13 protein-coding genes, 1 other RNA gene and 1 pseudogene are annotated in these 17,739 nt (G+C 63.3%); 7 read left to right on the forward strand and 8 right to left on the reverse strand.

Features of this window, described 5'->3' with window-relative positions; genetic code table 11:
• Positions 1-100: 100 nt before the first annotated feature.
• From rplL to F506_RS20680, 7 genes are all read right to left on the reverse strand, one after another.
• Positions 101-478 carry a 50S ribosomal protein L7/L12 gene (rplL, locus tag F506_RS20650; RefSeq protein WP_007875269.1) on the reverse strand — a complete coding sequence of 126 codons (378 nt, stop codon included), beginning with the start codon at positions 476-478 and terminating at the stop codon, positions 101-103.
• Positions 479-577: 99 nt separating this feature from the next.
• Positions 578-1,075 (reverse strand): 50S ribosomal protein L10, encoded by a 498-nt coding sequence (rplJ, locus tag F506_RS20655; protein WP_053201821.1) that lies wholly within the window; start codon positions 1,073-1,075, stop codon positions 578-580.
• Positions 1,076-1,400: 325 nt separating this feature from the next.
• Positions 1,401-2,042 (reverse strand): 50S ribosomal protein L1, encoded by a 642-nt coding sequence (gene rplA, locus F506_RS20660; RefSeq protein WP_053201822.1) that lies wholly within the window; start codon positions 2,040-2,042, stop codon positions 1,401-1,403.
• A 176-nt stretch (positions 2,043-2,218) separates the two neighbouring features.
• Positions 2,219-3,067 (reverse strand): ABC transporter ATP-binding protein, encoded by an 849-nt coding sequence (locus F506_RS20665; protein ID WP_083457516.1) that lies wholly within the window; start codon positions 3,065-3,067, stop codon positions 2,219-2,221.
• A gap of 64 nt (positions 3,068-3,131) precedes the next feature.
• Positions 3,132-3,641, reverse strand: coding sequence for a LeuD/DmdB family oxidoreductase small subunit (locus tag F506_RS20670; protein WP_053195035.1), 510 nt, complete (start codon positions 3,639-3,641; stop codon positions 3,132-3,134).
• Complete coding sequence (locus F506_RS20675; RefSeq protein WP_235471263.1) at positions 3,638-4,900, reverse strand: 3-isopropylmalate dehydratase large subunit; 1,263 nt, start codon at positions 4,898-4,900, stop codon at positions 3,638-3,640. Before F506_RS20675 ends, F506_RS20670 begins: the two co-directional genes overlap by 4 nt.
• A gap of 17 nt (positions 4,901-4,917) precedes the next feature.
• On the reverse strand, positions 4,918-5,673 hold the full coding sequence (locus F506_RS20680; RefSeq protein ID WP_158443146.1) for an isocitrate lyase/PEP mutase family protein: 756 nt from the start codon (positions 5,671-5,673) through the stop codon (positions 4,918-4,920).
• Here F506_RS20680 and F506_RS20685 point away from each other — a divergent pair.
• The 3 genes and pseudogenes from F506_RS20685 to F506_RS20695 form a co-directional block, all read left to right on the forward strand.
• Positions 5,586-7,322 (forward strand): annotated as a pseudogene (locus F506_RS20685) (efflux RND transporter permease subunit); the annotation flags it as partial. The gene F506_RS20680 and the pseudogene F506_RS20685 sit on opposite strands and share 88 nt — an antisense overlap.
• Before the next feature lie 12 nt (positions 7,323-7,334).
• Positions 7,335-10,568: an efflux RND transporter permease subunit gene (locus F506_RS20690; protein WP_053200563.1), complete on the forward strand. Its 3,234-nt coding sequence runs from the start codon at positions 7,335-7,337 to the stop codon at positions 10,566-10,568.
• A 23-nt stretch (positions 10,569-10,591) separates the two neighbouring features.
• Positions 10,592-12,082, forward strand: a complete 1,491-nt coding sequence (locus F506_RS20695; RefSeq protein ID WP_053201823.1) for an efflux transporter outer membrane subunit — start codon at positions 10,592-10,594, stop codon at positions 12,080-12,082.
• A gap of 46 nt (positions 12,083-12,128) precedes the next feature.
• On the opposite strand, the gene pabB is transcribed toward F506_RS20695, so the two are convergent.
• Positions 12,129-13,997 (reverse strand): aminodeoxychorismate synthase component I, encoded by a 1,869-nt coding sequence (gene pabB / locus F506_RS20700; protein ID WP_053200565.1) that lies wholly within the window; start codon positions 13,995-13,997, stop codon positions 12,129-12,131.
• Positions 13,998-14,189: 192 nt separating this feature from the next.
• Here pabB and F506_RS20705 point away from each other — a divergent pair, with 192 nt between their 5' ends.
• The 4 genes from F506_RS20705 (at position 14,190) to corA (ending at position 17,681) form a co-directional block, all read left to right on the forward strand.
• Complete coding sequence (locus tag F506_RS20705) at positions 14,190-15,599, forward strand: DHA2 family efflux MFS transporter permease subunit (protein WP_053200566.1); 1,410 nt, start codon at positions 14,190-14,192, stop codon at positions 15,597-15,599.
• A 30-nt stretch (positions 15,600-15,629) separates the two neighbouring features.
• Positions 15,630-16,529, forward strand: coding sequence for a DMT family transporter (locus F506_RS20710; RefSeq protein ID WP_083458135.1), 900 nt, complete (start codon positions 15,630-15,632; stop codon positions 16,527-16,529).
• Positions 16,530-16,591: 62 nt separating this feature from the next.
• A non-coding RNA gene (locus F506_RS22910) (sX9 sRNA) lies at positions 16,592-16,666 on the forward strand.
• 34 nt (positions 16,667-16,700) lie between these two features.
• Entirely contained in the window at positions 16,701-17,681 is a 981-nt protein-coding gene (corA, locus tag F506_RS20715; RefSeq protein WP_053200568.1) for a magnesium/cobalt transporter CorA, read from the forward strand.
• Positions 17,682-17,739: the final 58 nt, after the last annotated feature.

A 17,739-nucleotide genomic window follows, 5' to 3' on the forward strand; every position in this document is an offset into this window, starting at 1 on the left:
AAAGGAGCCAAAGCCGAATCCTTCTTTCAAAGGATTCTGCACTTTGACTCCGGTGGAACGATGCGCCGGCGAACCGGCGATATTCCAGCTCAAGTAAAAATTACTTGAGTTCAGCTTTCGCGCCAGCTTCTTCCAGCTTCTTCTTGGCTGCTTCGGCGTCTGCCTTGGCGATGCCTTCTTTAACTGGCTTCGGTGCGCCGTCAACCAGATCCTTGGCTTCTTTCAAGCCCAGACCGGTGATTTCGCGAACTGCCTTAATGACGCCAACCTTGTTCGCGCCGACTTCGGCCAGAACAACGGTGAACTCTGTTTGCTCTTCAGCAGCAGCGGCGCCAGCGCCACCACCGGCAGGACCGGCAACAGCCATTGCTGCTGCGGAAACGCCGAACTTCTCTTCGAATGCCTTCACCAGGTCATTCAATTCCAACACGGTCAAGGCGCCTACGGCTTCCAAGATATCGTCTTTGCTAATTGCCATTTGAAACTCCTAATTTATTTCGGTAATAACATCTAATCGGTACTGACGCAGAGGTCAAAGCGCTCATGAACAACCGCCACATTGCTGCGGCCGGCGTTCTTAAGCTGCTTCGGCTTCTTTCTTGGCTGCCAGAGCAGCCAGACCACGCGCAAAACCAGCGACCGGAACCTGCATCATGCCCAGCAATTGGGCCAGCAGAACTTCGCGGGACGGGATATTTGCCAATGCAGTCACAGCAGCCTTATCCAGCGGCTTGCCTGCATAGTTACCTGCCTTGACAACCAGCTTGTCGTTGGTCTTAGCAAAGTCGGAGATGACTTTAGCTGCAGCAACGGCATCTTCCGAGATCGAATAGATCAGCGGGCCGGTCATTTCAGAAGCGAGGTCAGCAAACGCGGAACCTTCAACGGCACGACGCGCGAGTGTGTTTTTCAACACGCGCAGGTACACGCCTTGGTCACGCGCTTTGGCGCGCAGTTGCGTCAAGTGACCAACCTGGATGCCACGGTATTCGGCCACGACGATAGTCTGCGCAGCTGCTACTTTTGCGGCGACTTCGGCGACAACGGCCTTTTTGTCATTCAGATTGAGACTCAAGATCAACCTCCAAAAATGATGCTTGGCGACCACACAGGCGAAAAACCTGCTTGCCTTACATCGGTTCGAACACGGCGTCCGACGTTAGGAGTTCATTGCAACGTTTCGTGAACCGTGAAACGCTGTGTGAGACTGCAAAACTTGTTCGGGGTCACCATCTGCGCTGGGTAATCGGAAACGGGAGCTTCCGACGTTTTAACTTTGTGCCTGCCTGCTGCACGCCGCCCAACGGTCTTTGATTGCCTGAAGCACTTCACAATTGCAAAATGCTCCAGCCCAAAGATGCGCCCCGTCTCCGCAAGGAAACGAGGACTTGATTCTTTACTTAAGCCGACAGGGTCGATTGGTCCACGCGGACGCCAGCGCCCATAGTGGACGACAGCGACACCTTGCGCAGGTAAACACCCTTGCTGGTGGCTGGCTTTGCCTTGTTCAGCGCGTCGATCAGTGCAACCAGATTCGACTTCAGATCTGCGTCGCTGAACGACTTGCGACCGATGGTGGCGTGAATGATGCCGGCCTTGTCGGTACGGTATTGCACTTGACCAGCCTTGGCGTTCTTGACGGCGGTGGCGACGTCAGGAGTCACGGTGCCGACCTTCGGGTTAGGCATCAGGCCACGTGGGCCCAGGATCTGACCCAGGGTACCGACGATACGCATGGTGTCCGGCGAAGCGATCACGATGTCGAAAGGCATGTTGCCGGCCTTGACTTGCTCAGCCAGATCTTCCATACCGACGACGTCTGCGCCGGCCGCCTTGGCTTGCTCGGCCTTTTCGCCCGAAGCGAACACGGCGACGCGAACGGTCTTGCCTGTACCAGCCGGCAGAACGACGGAACCGCGGACGACCTGGTCCGACTTCTTCGCGTCAACGCCCAGTTGGACGGACACGTCGATCGATTCGTTGAACTTTGCTGTTGCGAATTCCTTGACCAGCGCCAGCGCGATGTTGGACGGCGCCGGCATGATGTAGATCGGAATCTCGAAGAAGCGGATGATCGCCTCCCACACCGCCACGACGGCGACGAACACGGTCGGGATCAGCAGCAGTTCGGGCCGCGCCCTGAGCGTGCGGCGCAGGCTGAAAGAGGTGGACGCCGGGGTGACGTTCGGCGCGGCCGGATTGTTGTGGACGCTTTCCATCAGATGAATCCCTGTGTATTGAACTGGCTGCGGATGCGTTTGCTGTACACGCCGAAAGCGTCGGTCGACATGATGTCGAGGCTGCGTTCGGCCGGCAGGTCTACCGTCACCAGGTCGGCGATGCGGCCGGGACGATTGGACAGCACCATCACGTGGGTGCCGAGGAAAATCGCTTCAGGAATCGAGTGCGTCACGAAGATGACCGTCTTGCCGGCCTTGCGCCAGATACGCAGCAACTCGAGGTTCATCACCTCGCGCGTCATGGCGTCGAGTGCGCCGAACGGCTCATCCATCATCAGGATCGACGGATCGTGGATCAGGGAACGTGCGATGGCGACGCGTTGCTGCATGCCGCCCGACAATTCATTCGGATAGCGATTGGCGAAATCGGCCAGGCCGACCATGTCCAGCAGCTCCTGCGCGCGCACGCGGCTGGTGGCCATGTCAAGGCCGAGCACCCGCGCCGGCAGCAGGACATTTTCGATGGCGGTTTTCCATGGCAGCAACACCGGACTCTGGAACACCATGCCGATATCGCGATGCGGTTCACGCACTTCTTCGCCGTTGACCCTGATCGACCCGGCCGAGCGCGGGATCAGGCCCGACAGCAACTTGAGCAGGGTCGACTTGCCGCAGCCCGACGGGCCGACGATGGTCATGAAGCCGCCTTGCGGCACCGTCACCGAAATCGGGCCGAGCGCCTGCACCTTGCCGCCGTCGTGGGTGGCGTAGGTTTTTTCCAGGGCATCGACGACGATGGCCGCGGGCCGGCTCGCGGCGGTGGCGCCGGCGGCGTTTTCCGTTTCCTGGCTGAATGACGTGTCTCGCACGATCGACATAACTGACATCCGGTTGACTCCTGAATGGCAAGCATCATAGAGCAAATAAGAACGGCCTCGGATAAATCCCGCCCTAAGAAGTCAATTGCGACTTCACGAATTCGAGACCGCCGCCGGCGTTGACGATATCTTGCAGGAACGGCGCCAGCGGCTCCACCTGCATCTGCTTGCCGCTGGTCGCGTTGAAGATCGCGCCGCGGCTGAAATCGATGTCGAGCTGATCGCCGTCGTCGATGGCGTCGAGCACGTCGCTGCCCGCCATCAGCACCGGCACGCCCATGAAGATCGCCAGCCGGAACGGCCCGCGCGACAGCGAACGCGCCAGCAGGCCGACGCCCAGCGCCTTCATCGCCAGGAAGGGATGGCTGTGGTTGCTACCGTGGGCGAAATTGCGGCCGGCCACGATGACGTCGCCGGGCTGCGCCTGTTGCGCGAACTCGGGCCGCACTTCGGCCAGCAAATGATGGCGCAACATGCGCGGATCGAACTCGAACACGTGACGCGCCGAAATCAACTGATCGCTGGAGATGTCGCCGGAAAATTTCCAGGCGCGCCCGCTGCTGGTTTTGCCGGCGGCGCTCATGCCGCCCCTCCTTCGGCATAAGCACGCGGATCGGTGATGTGGCCGGTGATCGCGGACGCCGCCACCGTCATGGCGCTGGCAAGGAAAATTTCCGCCTCGTTGCTGCCCATGCGGCCCGGGTCGTTGCGGGTGCTGGTGCTGATGCGGCGTTCGCCGGCCGTCAATTGCGCGATGCCGCCGAAACAAGGGCCGCAGGTCGACGGCGAAATGGTCGCGCCGGCGGCGGTGAGCTCGGTCAGCAATCCCTCTTGCAAGGCCTGCTGGAAAACCTGCTGCGTGGCCGGGATCACCAGCAGATTCACTTCCGCATGCACCTTGCGGCCGCGCAGGATGGCGGCGGCGGAACGGATGTCTTCGATCGAACCGGACACGCACGATCCGATGTACGCATGCTGGATGACGACATCGGACATCGCCTGCGCTTCGCGCACGTGGTTGGGCGACGGCGGGATCGACACGCGCGGCGTCAGCGTCGACAGGTCGAGGTCGATGGTCATTGCGTACCCGGCGTCGGCGTCGCTGTTGATCGACTGCGGCGCCTGCAGATCGGCAACGCCATGCGCGCGCAGGTAATCGATGCAGCGCTGATCGACGGCGGCGATGCCTGACTTGGCGCCGGCGTCGACGCACAGGCCGCAGATCGTCATGCGCTCCGGCACCGACAGCGTCGACAGGCCCGCGCCCTGGTATTCGATGACGCGATAGCTGGTCGCTTCGTCGTCAAGCTGCTGCATGGTCGCCAGCACGATGTCGCGCGCCGCCACGCCGGGGCGGCAGGCGCCGTGCAGCCGCACGCGAATGGTCTCGGGCACCTTCATCCAGATCTGGCCGGTGGCCAGCACCATGGACACTTCAAAACCGAACGGCACCGACAAGGCGCCGACTGCGCCCAGTCCCGGCGCGTGGCTGTCGGCGCCGGCGGCGAACATGCCCGGCGCCACCAGGCCCTGCTCCACCATGAGCGGATGCGTGATGCCGACGCCGTCGAAGAAATGCCCGACCGACCATTCCTGCGCCAACTGGCGCGTGAGCTTGTTGCGCTCGGCGCCGGCGATGCTGTGCACCGGCACTTCGTGGTCGATGATGACGGCGACGCGTTCGGGATGCGCCAGCCTGGTCACGCCGATTTCGCGGATGCGTTTGATGTATGCGGAAAACGACACCTCCGGCGCCGTCACCAGGTCCGGACTTGCCCAGATGATCTCGCCGTGCTGCACGCTTTCGCGGCCGCTGGTGCGCGCAAGGATTTTCTGCGTCATGGTTGCGCCCATTGCCGCTAACTCCCCTCGTTCACTTGTGTCGCCAGCTCTGCGTCGAAGGCGGCGGCGCGTTCCACGCCGACCAGTCGGCCGACGTCGGCAAACTGCGCCATGCCGTCCACCAGTTGTACGGTGTCGCCGCTGGCGAACATGCTGCGCAACATGTCTTGCTGCGCCTTGAAGGTGGTCTGGATCAGCGACAGCGGATACAGCGACATGGCGAAGCCGGCTGCCGCAAGCTGTTGGCGCGTGTAATTGGGACGGACGGTTTCGGCGGCGACGTAGATCACCGGGATCCGGACGCTCGACGCCACCGCTTCCAGCTCGGCGGTCGTACTGAGCGAAGGCGCCATGACGGCATCGGCGCCGGCGCGCTCCATCGCCTGCGCGCGCACGATGACTTCGTCAAGGCCGTAGATGGTCATGGCGTCGGTGCGGCCGATGATGACGAATTCGCTGCTCTTGCGACCTGCCCGCGCAGCTTTCAGGCGCAAGGCCATTTCTTCAGCCGGCACAAGTTTCTTGCCGGCCATGGCGCCGCATTTCTTGGGCATGATCTGGTCTTCCAGATGCAGGCCGGCGATGCCGGCCTTTTCGAAGGCGCGCACGGTTTCTGCGATGTTGGCGGCGCCGCCGTAGCCGGTGTCGGCGTCAACCAGTACGGGAAAGGAGACCGCTTCGGCGATGCGCCCGCCTGCTGCACCACGTGCCGGAAGAGAAGCAGGGCTGGTTCTATCACAAGAGCGGCGCGTTCTTCGACCACGTCGTCGCACGCTACGGCGTCGCGCTGGAATGGGTGCTCGATCGCCAGCGCGCCACGCTGGCGGTGGCGCTGGGCACGCTGGCGCTGACCGTGGTGCTGTACATCTTCATCCCCAAGGGTTTCTTCCCGGTGCAGGATACCGGCGTGATCCAGGGCATTTCGGAAGCCACGCAATCGGTCTCCTTCGGCGCCATGGCCGAGCGTCAGCAAGCGCTGGCCAAGGTGGTGCTGGAAGACCCGGCGGTGGAAAGCCTGTCGTCCTTCATCGGCGTCGACGGCATCAACGCCACCCTGAACAGCGGCCGCATGCTGATCAACCTGAAGCCGCACGAATCGCGTGATGGGGGAGAGAGAATCAGCGCCAGCGACATCATCCGCCGCCTGCAACCGAGGCTCGCCGAAAAAGTCCCCGGCATCACGCTCTACATGCAACCGGTGCAAGACCTGACCATCGAAGACAGCGTCAGCCGCACGCAATACCAGTTCACGCTGGAAGACGCCGATCCCGCCGAACTCAGCACCTGGGTGCCGAAGATCGTCGAACGCCTGCGCCAATTGCCGGAACTGGCCGACGTTGCCAGCAACGTCCAGGACCAGGGTTTGCAGGCCTACGTCGAGATCGACCGCGATGCCGCCTCGCGCATGGGCATCACCACGGCCGCCATCGACAATGCGCTGTACAACGCCTTCGGCCAGCGCCTGATCTCGACCATCTATACGCAATCGAATCAATACCGGGTGGTGATGGAGGTCAAGCCGGAATTCCAGAAGGGACCGGACGCGCTCAACAGCATTTTCCTGGTGGCCTCCAACGGCAACCAGATCCCGCTGGCCAGCATTGCCAAGGTGACCGAGCGCACCGCGCCGCTGGTGGTCAACCATCTCGGCCAGTTCCCGGCGGCCACCGTCTCGTTCAACCTCGCGCAGGGCGCCTCGCTGGGTGAAGCGGTCAAGGCCATCATGGCGGCCGAGAAAGAGATCGCCATGCCGGCCAGCATCTCGACCAACTTCCAGGGCGCAGCGCTGGCGTTCCAGGCGTCGCTGTCGAATACGCTGTGGCTGATCTTGGCGGCGATCGTGACGATGTACATCGTGCTCGGCGTGCTGTACGAAAGCTACATCCATCCGATCACCATCCTGTCGACCTTGCCGTCGGCCGGTGTGGGCGCCTTGCTGTCGCTGATGATTTCGCGCAACGACCTCGGCATCATCGGCATCATCGGCATCATCCTGCTGATCGGCATCGTCAAGAAGAACGCCATCATGATGATCGACTTCGCGCTCGAGGCTGAGCGGCACGAAGGCAAGTCGCCGCGCGAGGCGATCTACCAGGCCTGCCTGCTGCGCTTCCGTCCCATCCTGATGACCACCATGGCGGCCTTGCTGGGCGCCTTGCCGTTGATGCTGGGTACGGGCGTGGGCTCCGAGCTGCGCCAGCCGCTCGGCATTACCATGGTCGGCGGCCTGCTGGTGTCGCAGGTGCTGACGCTGTTCACCACGCCGGTAATCTACCTCGGTTTCGACAGCCTGGCCCGACGCCTGCGCAAGCGTTTCGGCAAGGAAGAGCATTCGGACGACGACGATGCACCTTCGGCCAACGCGCCGCTGCTGCCGCCGGCGCAGCCCTCGCCGCCGCAGCCTTCACCACCACACGCCTGACGCAGGGACAGCATGAATATTTCGCGTCCCTTCATCGAACGGCCCATCGCCACCACGTTGCTGACCATCGGCATCGCGCTGGCGGGCATGCTGGCGTTCAAGCTGTTGCCGGTGTCGCCGCTGCCGCAGGTCGACTACCCGACCATTTCGGTATCGGCCTCGATGCCCGGCGCCAGTCCGGAAACCATGGCGGCGACCATCGCCACGCCGCTCGAGCGCGCCCTTGGCACCATCGCCGGCGTCACCGAAATGACTTCGTCGAGCTCGCTCAACTCGACCCGCATCACCTTGCAGTTCGACCTCAACCGCGACATCGACGGCGCCGCGCGCGACGTGCAGGCGGCGCTCAACGCCGCGCGAAGCTTGCTGCCGTCCGGCATGCCGAGCAGTCCGACCTACCGCAAGGTGAATCCGGCCGACGCGCCGATCATGATCCTGGCGCTGACCTCGGACACCATGACGCAGGGCCAGATGTACGACGCCGCCGACAGCATCCTGGCGCAAAAGCTGTCGCAGGTGCGCGGCATCGGCCAGGTCAGCGTGGGCGGCAGTTCGCAGCCGGCGGTGCGGATCGAGCTCAATCCGACCGCGCTCAACAAGTACGGCATCGGCACCGCTGACGTACGCACCGCGGTGGCCGCCACCAACGCCAACCGTCCCAAGGGCATCGTCGAAGACGGCGACCGCAACTGGCAGATCTACGCCAATGACCAGGTCAAGACTGCGGCCGAATACGCGCCGCTGATCGTTTCCTACCGCAACGGTGCGCCGGTGCGCGTGCGCGACATCGCCGAGGTCAGGGATTCGGTGGCCGACCTGCGCAATTCCGGCTCCGCCAACGGCAAGCCGTCGGTGCTGGTGATCCTGAACCGCCAGCCCGGCGCCAACATCATCGAGACCGTCGACGCCGTGGATGCCTTGCTGCCCAACCTGAAGGCATCGATCCCGAACGCCATCAATCTCGAGGTGATGATGGACCGCACGCCGACCATCCGCGCCTCGCTCAAGGACACCGAGAAGACCCTGCTGATGTCGATCGCGCTGGTGATCATGGTGGTGTTCCTGTTCCTGCGCAACGGCCGCGCCACGCTGATCCCGAGCGTGGCGGTGCCGGTCTCGCTGATCGGCACCTTCGGCGTCATGTATCTGCTCGGCTACACGCTCGACAACCTGTCGCTGATGGCGCTCACGATCGCCACCGGCTTCGTGGTCGATGACGCCATTGTGGTGCTGGAAAACATTTCGCGCCACATCGAGCAGGGCATGAAGCCGTTCAGGGCGGCGCTGATCGGCGCGCGCGAAGTGGGCTTCACGGTGCTGTCGATGAGCATTTCGCTGATCGCGGTGTTCATCCCCATCCTGATGATGGGCGGCATCGTCGGCCGCCTGTTCCGCGAGTTCGCCGTGACACTGTCGGTGGCGATCCTGGTGTCCCTGGTGGTGTCGCTGACGACCACGCCGATGATGTGCGCCAAGTTGCTGAAACACCAGAGCGAAGAAGAGCGCAAGCCGGGGCGGTTCTTCTCCGCGGTTGAGCGTCTGTTCGACAGCATGCTGCGCGGTTATGAGCGCTCGCTGGCGTGGGCCTTGCGGTTTTCGCCGCTGATGATCGTGATCCTGCTTGCCACGATCGCGCTCAATGTTTATCTGTACGTGATCGTGCCCAAGGGTTTCTTCCCGCAGCAGGATACCGGCCGGCTGGTCGGCGGCATCCGCGGCGACCAGTCAATCTCGTTCCAGGCCATGCGCACCAAGCTCAACGAGTTCATTGAAATCGTCCGCCAGGATCCTGCGGTAGCCAACGTCACCGCCTTCACCGGCGGCGGCCGGCGCAATGGCGGCAGCATGTATATCGCGCTCAAGCCGCTGGCGGAGCGCAAGATTTCCGCCGACAAGGTGATCGCACGGCTACGCATCAAGCTCGGCCACGTGGCCGGCGCCAGCCTGTTCCTGCAGGCGGTGCAGGATATCCGCGTCGGCGCGCGGCAGAGCGATTCGCAATATGAATACACGCTGCAATCCGACGATCTCGAACTGCTGCGCACCTGGGAGCCCAAGATCCGCCTGGCGTTCTCCAACCTGCCGCAGCTGGAAGACGTCAGCACCGACCAGCAGGACAAGGGTTTGCAGACCACGCTGACGATCGACCGCGAGACCGCCATCCGCAGCGGCGTCACACCGCAGCTGATCGACACCAGCCTGAGCGACCTGTTCGGCCAGCGCCAGATTTCGACGATCTACAGCGGGATGAACCAGTACCACGTGGTGATGGAAGCCGCGCCGCAATACTGGCAAAGCCCGGAAATCCTCAACAGCACCTACGTCAGCCTCGCCAACAGTACGGCCAACCTGTCGCCGACCACTTCGGCGCTGGGTACGCCGCCGGCGCTGACGGCGGGCGGCAAGCTCAACTCCAACTCGTCGCTGGCGCTGACCCTGTCGACGGCGGCATCGAAGCAGGTGCCGCTGACCTCGTTCTCCAGCTTCGCGCCGACCACTACCTCGCTGAGCGTGAGCCACGAAGGACAGTTCATCGCCTCGACGATCTCCTTCAACCTGGCCGAAGGCGTCTCGCTGTCGCAAGCCACCCAGGTGATCAACGACACGCTCGCGCGCCTGGGCGTGCCGACGGCGGTGCACGGCGCCTTTGCCGGCACCGCCAACGCCTTCCAGTCGTCGCTGAACAGCCAGCCGGTGCTGATCCTGACTGCCTTGCTGGCGGTGTATATCGTGCTCGGCGTCTTGTATGAAAGCCTGGTGCACCCGATCACCATCATCTCGACGCTGCCGTCGGCCGGCGTCGGTGCGCTGCTGGCCTTGCTGGCGACCGGCACCGACTTCAGCCTGATCGCGCTGATCGGCGTGATCCTGCTGATTGGCATCGTCAAGAAGAACGCCATCATGATGATCGACTTCGCCCTGCAGGCCGAGCGTGCGCGCGGCCTGTCGCCGCGCGACGCGATCTTCGAAGCGTGCAGCCTGCGCTTCCGGCCTATCATGATGACCACCATGGCGGCGCTGCTGGGCGCCGTGCCGCTGGCGCTGGGTACCGGCGACGGCGCCGAATTGCGCCAGCCGCTCGGCATTTCCATCGTCGGCGGCCTCATCGTCAGCCAGATGCTGACGCTGTACACCACGCCGGTGGTCTATCTCTACATGGAGCGGTTCCGCCTGTGGAGCAAGGGTTTGTTCGAGCGCAAGACGGGACGCAAAGCCAGTCCGCAACAGAACACGGGCGCGGCATGACACGCGGCGTCCACGGAGAAAAAATGATGACCTACGCAAAACACAACTTGACGCGCATCCTGATGCTGACGCCGCTGACTCTGGCCCTGGCGGCTTGCTCGGTCGGCCCCGACTACGTCCGTCCGCAGGCCGCGGCGGTCCCGGCCGCCTTCAAGGAAATGAAAGACTGGAAACCGGCCCAGCCCAGCGAATTGGCCATGAACGGCAAGTGGTGGGAAATGTTCGGCGATCCGCAGCTCAATGCGCTGGTGGAGCAGATCGATATTTCCAACCAGAACCTGGCGCAGTCGGAAGCCAATTTCCGCAAAGCCATGGCGCTGGTGCAGGCCGCACGCGCCGACTATTCGCCGACGCTGTCGGCGGATGCGTCGCGCACGCGTTCGCGCTCTGCAACGGGTAGCGGCAGCAGCGGCAGCAGTTCCGGTTCATCGGTGCGCGACAACTATTCCTTCTCGCTCAACGCCGACTGGGAAATCGACGTCTGGGGCCGTGTGCGCCGCAACGTCGAATCGAACGAAGCCAGCGCCCAGGCCAGCGCCGCCGACCTCGCGGCGACCCGGCTGAGCGCGCAGGCGCAACTGGCGCAGAACTATCTGCAACTGCGCGTGCTCGATGCGCAACAGCAGCTGCTGGACGACACCGTCGCTGCATACCAGCGTTCGTATCAGCTGACGCTGAATCAATACAACGCCGGCGTGGTAGCGAAGTCCGATGTCATCCAGGCGCAGACGCAATTGAAATCGGCCCAGGCGCAGGCGCTCGACAATGGCGTACAGCGCGCGCAACTGGAGCATGCGATTGCCTTGCTGGTCGGCCAGCCGGCCTCGACCTTCTCGATCACGCCGTCGCCATTGACCGCTGCGGCGCCGCCGATTCCCGTCGCCTTGCCGTCGATGCTGCTGGAACGCCGTCCCGACGTTGCCGGCGCCGAACGCCGCGTCGCCGCCGCCAATGCCCAGATCGGCGTGGCGCAGGCGGCGTATTATCCGAGCCTGTCGCTGTCGGCATCGGGCGGATTCCAGACTTCCAACGGCCTGGCCAACTGGTTCACGATGCCCAGCCGGGTGTGGTCGCTGGGGCCGCAACTGAGCCAGTTGATTTTCGACGGCGGCGCGCGCCGCTCGGTCACCGACCAGGCGATCGCCAGCTATGACGGCGTGGCGGCGGCGTACAAGCAGACCGTGCTGACCGCTTTCCAGGAAGTGGAAGACAACCTCGCCGCGTTGCGCATCCTCGAGCAGGAAGCCGTGGTGCAGAACGAAGCGCTGCAATCGGCGCGCCAGGCCGTGACGCTGGTCACCAACCAGTACAAGGCCGGCACCGTCAACTACACCAGCGTGATCACGGCGCAAGCCACCGCACTGACCAGCGAACGCACCGCGCTGGATATCCTCTATCGCCGCATGGCCGCCAGCGTGCTGCTGACCAAGGCACTGGGCGGCGGCTGGAGCGAGCAGAACATCGCCGACCTGGGCGCGTTGGCGAGCCAGTCGGAGAACAGCAAAAAGAAATAGAAGCGCCGTCTTCGGCAAAAAGCGCAGCGTCGGTGCTGCGCTTTTTTTATGCGGCCATGTCCCAGACCACGTCTGCATGCACCGCACCGCGCAGGGCGTTGCAGATCATCACGGCCTCGGCGCGGCGCAATTCATCGCGCGTGATGCTGCGTTCGCTCGCTGCGTACGCAGCGTCGGCGAGCAGCACCGAACGCATCACGCCGGGCAGCGCTCCGGCCGCCAGCGGCGGCGTGTACCAGCGTCCATCCAGTCGGACGAAGACATTGCTGCGGCCGCCTTCAGTCAGTTCGTCGCGCTCGTTGAAGAACAGCGTGTCGAAACCGCCGCGCCGTTCCGCTTCTTTCCAGGCTTCATCGTAAGCGGTGCGCACCGATGTCTTGTGGCGCAGGAACAGTGCGTTGCTCGCGCTCGGCGTCGGCGAGATGAACACCTTTACCGTCGCGCCCAAGGGGGATAGCACGCCTTGCTGCAACCGGATCGCGCCGTCGCGGAACAGGTCCAGCCGCAAGCGATACGGCGTTGCCGACGGCAGTTGCGCGCAGACTTGCGTCAGTGCATTGCGGACGGCGGTCTCGTCAAATGCGAAATTGAAATACGCCGCAGAGCCTTGCAGCCGCTGCACATGCAGGTCCAGGTGGCGGCAGCCGTTGTCACGATCGGCATGGATGGTTTCAAACAGGCTGAAGTCGCTATCGAGTCCGGTCAGGAACGCCGACTTCAACCGGCATTCCGCAAATTCCCCGGCTGCCTTGCTGTCATAGACGATGCCGGCGCCCACGCCCATTTCACCGCTGCGTACGCCGTTTTGAGGGGCTTGCAGCACCAGCGTGCGGATCGGCACCGACAGGCAGAAGTCGCCCAGCGTCCGTTCCGGCGGCGCGGCGTCGAACCAGCCGATCGCACCGGTGTAGATGCCGCGCGGCGTCGACTCCAGTTCGCGGATGATTTGCATGGTGCGGCGTTTGGGGGCGCCGGTAATTGAACCGCAAGGGTAGAGCGCGGCGACCACGTCGGCGATGTGCGCGTCATCGCGCAGCTGCGCCGTGACGGTCGAGGTCATCTGCAGCACCTGGCCGAAGCGGCCGACTGCGAACAGATGCGGCACCTGCACCGAGCCGGCGACGGCGACGCGGCCGAGGTCGTTGCGCAGCAGATCGACGATCATCAGGTTCTCGGCGCGGTTCTTTTCGTCGTTGGCCAGCTGATCGGCACGGCGGCTATTTTTCGCAGCATCGTCATGCGCCGGTGCGGTGCCTTTCATCGGCTGGGCGAGCAATTTTCCTTGCGTGTGGCGGACGAACAATTCCGGCGAAAACGACAGCACCCAGCGCTCATCCGGCAGGCGGATCAGTGCACCGTACGGCACCGGCTGGCGCGCGCGCAGCTTGTTGTACAGGCTGACCGGTTCGCCCCAGGCGTCGAAATGCAGACGGTAGGTGTAGTTGACCTGGTAAGTGTCGCCGGCCGCGATGTAGTCGCGGATGCGCGCGATGTCGGCGCTGAAACGCTGTTCGTCGACGCTGGCGCGGACGTTGGCGACGCCGGCAGCAGCGGCAGCAGCAGCAGTAGGAATGGCATCTTGCTGTTGCTGCAGCCATTCATCGGTCTGCGCAGCGCTGAGGTGGCGGCACTCGCTGAAGAGCAGGATTTCTGCGAGCGGACCGGGTTGCCTCGCATGGGCAGCAATGCCGTGCAGGCGGCCGCCCAGTTCGTAGCTGAACAGCGCCACCGCATGCAGGCCTTGCCGCTGCGCATCGTGCATGTCGGCGAGCATCTTTCCCATGCCGTCTGCATCGTCGCAGCGCAGCGTCGCATGATGGCCGGTGTACAGGCGCGAACGCGGTTCGCCCGCGGACGCGTTGGCATCATCGTGGCGGTAGCTGTCGTCGAGCAGGGCGAAGCAGGGGAGGGACATAATCGTGCGCGGTTTTGCGAATAGGAAACAAGATGGGCGAAGCTGCCGGACATCGGCCCGGGGCCCGGCAGCATCATAGCTTAAACGGTATACTGGAGCATATTTCCGTGATGCAACGGGCCGGCTTCGCACCGGGCCGGCTCTCCTCGAATCTACCCCGACTCAACCCCGACTCAACCAATTCTCCATCCCATGGCTTTACAGCGCACATTCACCATTCCCCTGATCGTCGCTTGCGCCCTGTTCATGGAACAGATGGACTCAACCGTGATTTCGACCTCACTGCCGGTGCTGGCGATCGACATAGCGGTCGATCCGATTTCGCTCAAGCTGGCGCTGACGTCTTACCTGGTCAGCCTGGCCGTGTTCATTCCGATCAGCGGCTGGATGGCCGACCGCTTCGGCGCGCTGACGATTTTCCGCTCGGCGATCTGCGTGTTCATGCTGGGTTCTATCCTGTGCGGCGTCTCGCAGAGCCTGCCGGAGTTCGTCGCGGCGCGATTCTTCCAGGGCATCGGCGGGGCCATGATGGTGCCGGTGGGGCGGCTGGTGATCCTGCGCAGCGTCGACAAGGCCAACCTGGTCAAGGCGCTCAGCTACCTCACCATTCCGGCGATGTTCGGACCGGTGCTGGGGCCGCCGCTGGGCGGTTTCATCACGACGTATTTCCACTGGCGCTGGATCTTCTTCATCAATATCCCGATCAGCATCCTCGGCCTCTACCTGGCCACGCGCTTCATCGCCAACGCCAGGGCGGAAAGCGTCGCGCCGCTCGACTGGGTCGGTTTCCTGCTGTCGGCGCTGGGTTGTTCGCTGGTGATGATGGGGCTGGCGACCGCCGGACGACATCTGGTGTCGGGCGACATTTCGCTGGTCTGCGTGGTGCTCGGCAGCCTGTCGCTGGTCGCCTACGTCTGGCATGCGCGCCGTACCGAGCATCCGCTGATCGACCTCAAGCTGCTCAAGATCGAGACCTTGCAGGCCGGCGTCGGCGGCGGCTCCCTGTTCCGCCTCGGCATCGGCGCGATTCCCTTCCTGTTGCCGCTGATGCTGCAGCTGGGTTTCGGCTTCAGCGCCTTCCATTCCGGTCTGCTGACCTGCGCGTCGGCGGCCGGCGCGATGTTCATGAAGACCATCGCCGCCAAATTCCTCAAGCGCTACGGTTTTCGCCGGGTGATGATCGTCAACGGCATCTGCGGCGTGCTATCGCTGGCGGCGATAGGCTTGTTCACGCCGGCTACGCCTTATGCGGTGATCCTGATCGTGCTGCTGATCGGCGGTTGCTTCCGCTCGCTGCAATTCACCAGTCTCAATGCGATTTCCTACGCCGACGTCGATAGCAATCGCCTCAGCCAGGCCACCAGCATCGCCAGCGTGGCGCAGCAGTTGTCGGTCGGCATGGGCGTGGTGCTGGGCGGTTTCGCCTTGCAGATGTCCAACCACTTGCAAGGACACGCCACCCTGGTGAGCCAGGATTTCTGGCCCGCTTTCCTGACGGTGGCGGTGGCGGCGTCGTTCTCCATCCCGATGCTGATGCGCCTGCCTCCCGATGCCGGCGCCGAACTGGCCGGCCGCGGTCCGGCCAAGGCAAGCGCAACCTAATCCTTCTACGATCACGACCACGACAGCGCCATGGCCCACATGCAGCTCAAATACAGCGTCTTCCCGATCAGCGCGATCCTGATCTGGTCCGGCAACACCATCGTCAGCAAGATGGCGGCGGGCGTGATCGAGCCGGCGGCGATGTCGTTTTACCGCTGGCTGATGGCAGGCATCCTGCTCACGCCGTTTTGCCTGCGCGGGGTCTGGCGGCAGCGCCGGCAAATTCGTCCACACCTGCCGAAAGTGGTGCTGCTGGCCTTGTTCGGCATGGTGCTGTACCAGAGCCTGGCGTATTTTGCGGCGGCCACGTCCTCGGCTACCAGTATGGGCATGATTGCGTCGCTGATGCCGCTGCTGACCTTGCTGCTCAGCAGCATCCTGCTGCGCGAGCCGCCGACCTGGGGCACGCTGATCGGCGGCATCTTGTCGCTGTTCGGCCTGATGATCCTGATCGGCAAAGGCCACCCGGCGCAGCTGTTCACCAACGGCGTGGTGTTCGGCGACCTGCTGATGCTGGTGGCGACCGTCGCCTATGCCTTCTACAGCGTGCTGCTCAAGCGCTGGGCGCTGCCGATCGCGGCCTGGCATCTGCTGTACATGCAAATCTGGGTGGCGGTGATCCTGCTGTTTCCGCTCTGTCTGGCGGCGCCGTATTCGCCGGTCACCGCGGCCAATCTGCCGCTGCTGCTGTATGCAGGCATCGCCGCCTCCATCATTTCGCAGATACTGTGGATGAACGGCGTCGCCCATCTTGGGGCGACGCATTCCACCATGTTCATGAACTTGTCGCCCATTTTTACCGTCATAATTGCCATGGCCGTGCTGGGCGAGGAACTGCATTCGTATCACGCCGTCGGCGGCGGCATCACGCTCATCGGCGTGGTGCTGGCGCAGGTGATCAGGCGCAGGATCGTGCGGCCGGCCGTCTGAGAACCTGTTCACGATCTTACTGCGAGGCCGTGATCCGGCACCGGTCGGTGCTCGGAATCCTCATGTACTCAAGTACATTCCGGTTCCTCCGCGCCGTCCGGCACCGGCTGACGGCCTCTCGCTACAGATCGTAAACAGGTTCTGAGAATAAACAAGAAAGCAGGCGTAGACATGAACAACGCAAACATGGTCGTCAACTGTACGGCCTACAAGAGCGGCAAAAAGCTGCGCGACATCACGATCGAGGAAATCAGCGACGTGCTGCAGGAGGAGAACACCTTCGTCTGGGTCGGCCTGCTCGAACCGAGCGTCGAACTGATGCGCCAGATCAAGGAAGAATTCAACCTCCATGAACTGGCCGTGGAGGATGCCTACGCCGCGCATCAGCGCCCCAAGATCGAGGAATACGGCGACACCCTGTTCGTGGTGCTGCAGACCGCGCAAGTGGTCGATGCCGAGGTGCAATTCGGCGAGACCCACATCTTCGTCGGCGCGCGTTTCGTGGTGTCGGTGCGGCATGGCGCGTCGAAGAGCTACGCCAAGGTGCGCGAACACTGCGAAATGCTGCCCGAGCGGCTGGTGCGCGGCCCGAGCTATGTGCTGTATTCGATCATGGACTTCGTGGTGGACAACTACGGTCCCATCATGAACGATCTGGAAGAGCGTTTCGACAAGTACGAATCGGAGCTCTTCGAGCGCGATTCCGAGCGGGCGCACTTGCAGGACCTGTACCAGCTCAAGCGCCAGCTGATCAAGATCCGTTCGGCGGCGATGCCGCTGCTCGATGTCTGCACGCAGCTGCTGCGTTTCCATGAAAACATCATCACCAAGGAAGGCAAGATCTATTTCCGCGACATCTACGACCACGTGGTGCGCCTGATAGAGACCGGCGACCGCCTCCGTGAAATGGTGGCAGCGGCGATGCAGATTGACCTCGCGCAGGTGACCATTCGCCAGAACGAGGTGGTGCAGACACTGGCCGGCTGGGGGGCGATCCTGGCGATCCCGACCATGATCTTCAGCTTGTACGGGATGAACTTCGCCCACATGCCGGGGCTGGATTGGCGCTGGAGTTTCCCCCTGGTGCTGGGCGGCATCGTCACCGGCTGTTCGCTGCTGTGGCGGCGCTTGCGCAGGGCGGGATGGTTGTAAGCCGGGCAGCCGGCATGACGAAAAACAAAGGGCGGCGTGGAGATATCCTCGCCGCCCT

This window comes from Herbaspirillum hiltneri N3 (assembly GCF_001267925.1).
Lineage (GTDB): Bacteria > Pseudomonadota > Gammaproteobacteria > Burkholderiales > Burkholderiaceae_D > Herbaspirillum > Herbaspirillum hiltneri.

Excerpts from the sequence above, each read along its gene's own strand:
- rplL (WP_007875269.1), bottom strand. The coding sequence starts at position 478 with ATGGCAATTAGCAAAGACGATATCTTGGAAGCCGTAGGCGCCTTGACC.
- rplA (WP_053201822.1), bottom strand. The coding sequence starts at position 2,042 with ATGCCGGCGCCGTCCAACATCGCGCTGGCGCTGGTCAAGGAATTCGCA.
- F506_RS20665 (WP_083457516.1), bottom strand. The coding sequence starts at position 3,067 with ATGTCAGTTATGTCGATCGTGCGAGACACGTCATTCAGCCAGGAAACG.
- F506_RS20670 (WP_053195035.1), bottom strand. The coding sequence starts at position 3,641 with ATGAGCGCCGCCGGCAAAACCAGCAGCGGGCGCGCCTGGAAATTTTCC.
- F506_RS20675 (WP_235471263.1), bottom strand. The coding sequence starts at position 4,900 with ATGACGCAGAAAATCCTTGCGCGCACCAGCGGCCGCGAAAGCGTGCAG.
- F506_RS20690 (WP_053200563.1), top strand. The coding sequence starts at position 7,335 with ATGAATATTTCGCGTCCCTTCATCGAACGGCCCATCGCCACCACGTTG.
- F506_RS20695 (WP_053201823.1), top strand. The coding sequence starts at position 10,592 with ATGATGACCTACGCAAAACACAACTTGACGCGCATCCTGATGCTGACG.
- pabB (WP_053200565.1), bottom strand. The coding sequence starts at position 13,997 with ATGTCCCTCCCCTGCTTCGCCCTGCTCGACGACAGCTACCGCCACGAT.
- F506_RS20705 (WP_053200566.1), top strand. The coding sequence starts at position 14,190 with ATGGCTTTACAGCGCACATTCACCATTCCCCTGATCGTCGCTTGCGCC.
- F506_RS20710 (WP_083458135.1), top strand. The coding sequence starts at position 15,630 with ATGGCCCACATGCAGCTCAAATACAGCGTCTTCCCGATCAGCGCGATC.
- corA (WP_053200568.1), top strand. The coding sequence starts at position 16,701 with ATGAACAACGCAAACATGGTCGTCAACTGTACGGCCTACAAGAGCGGC.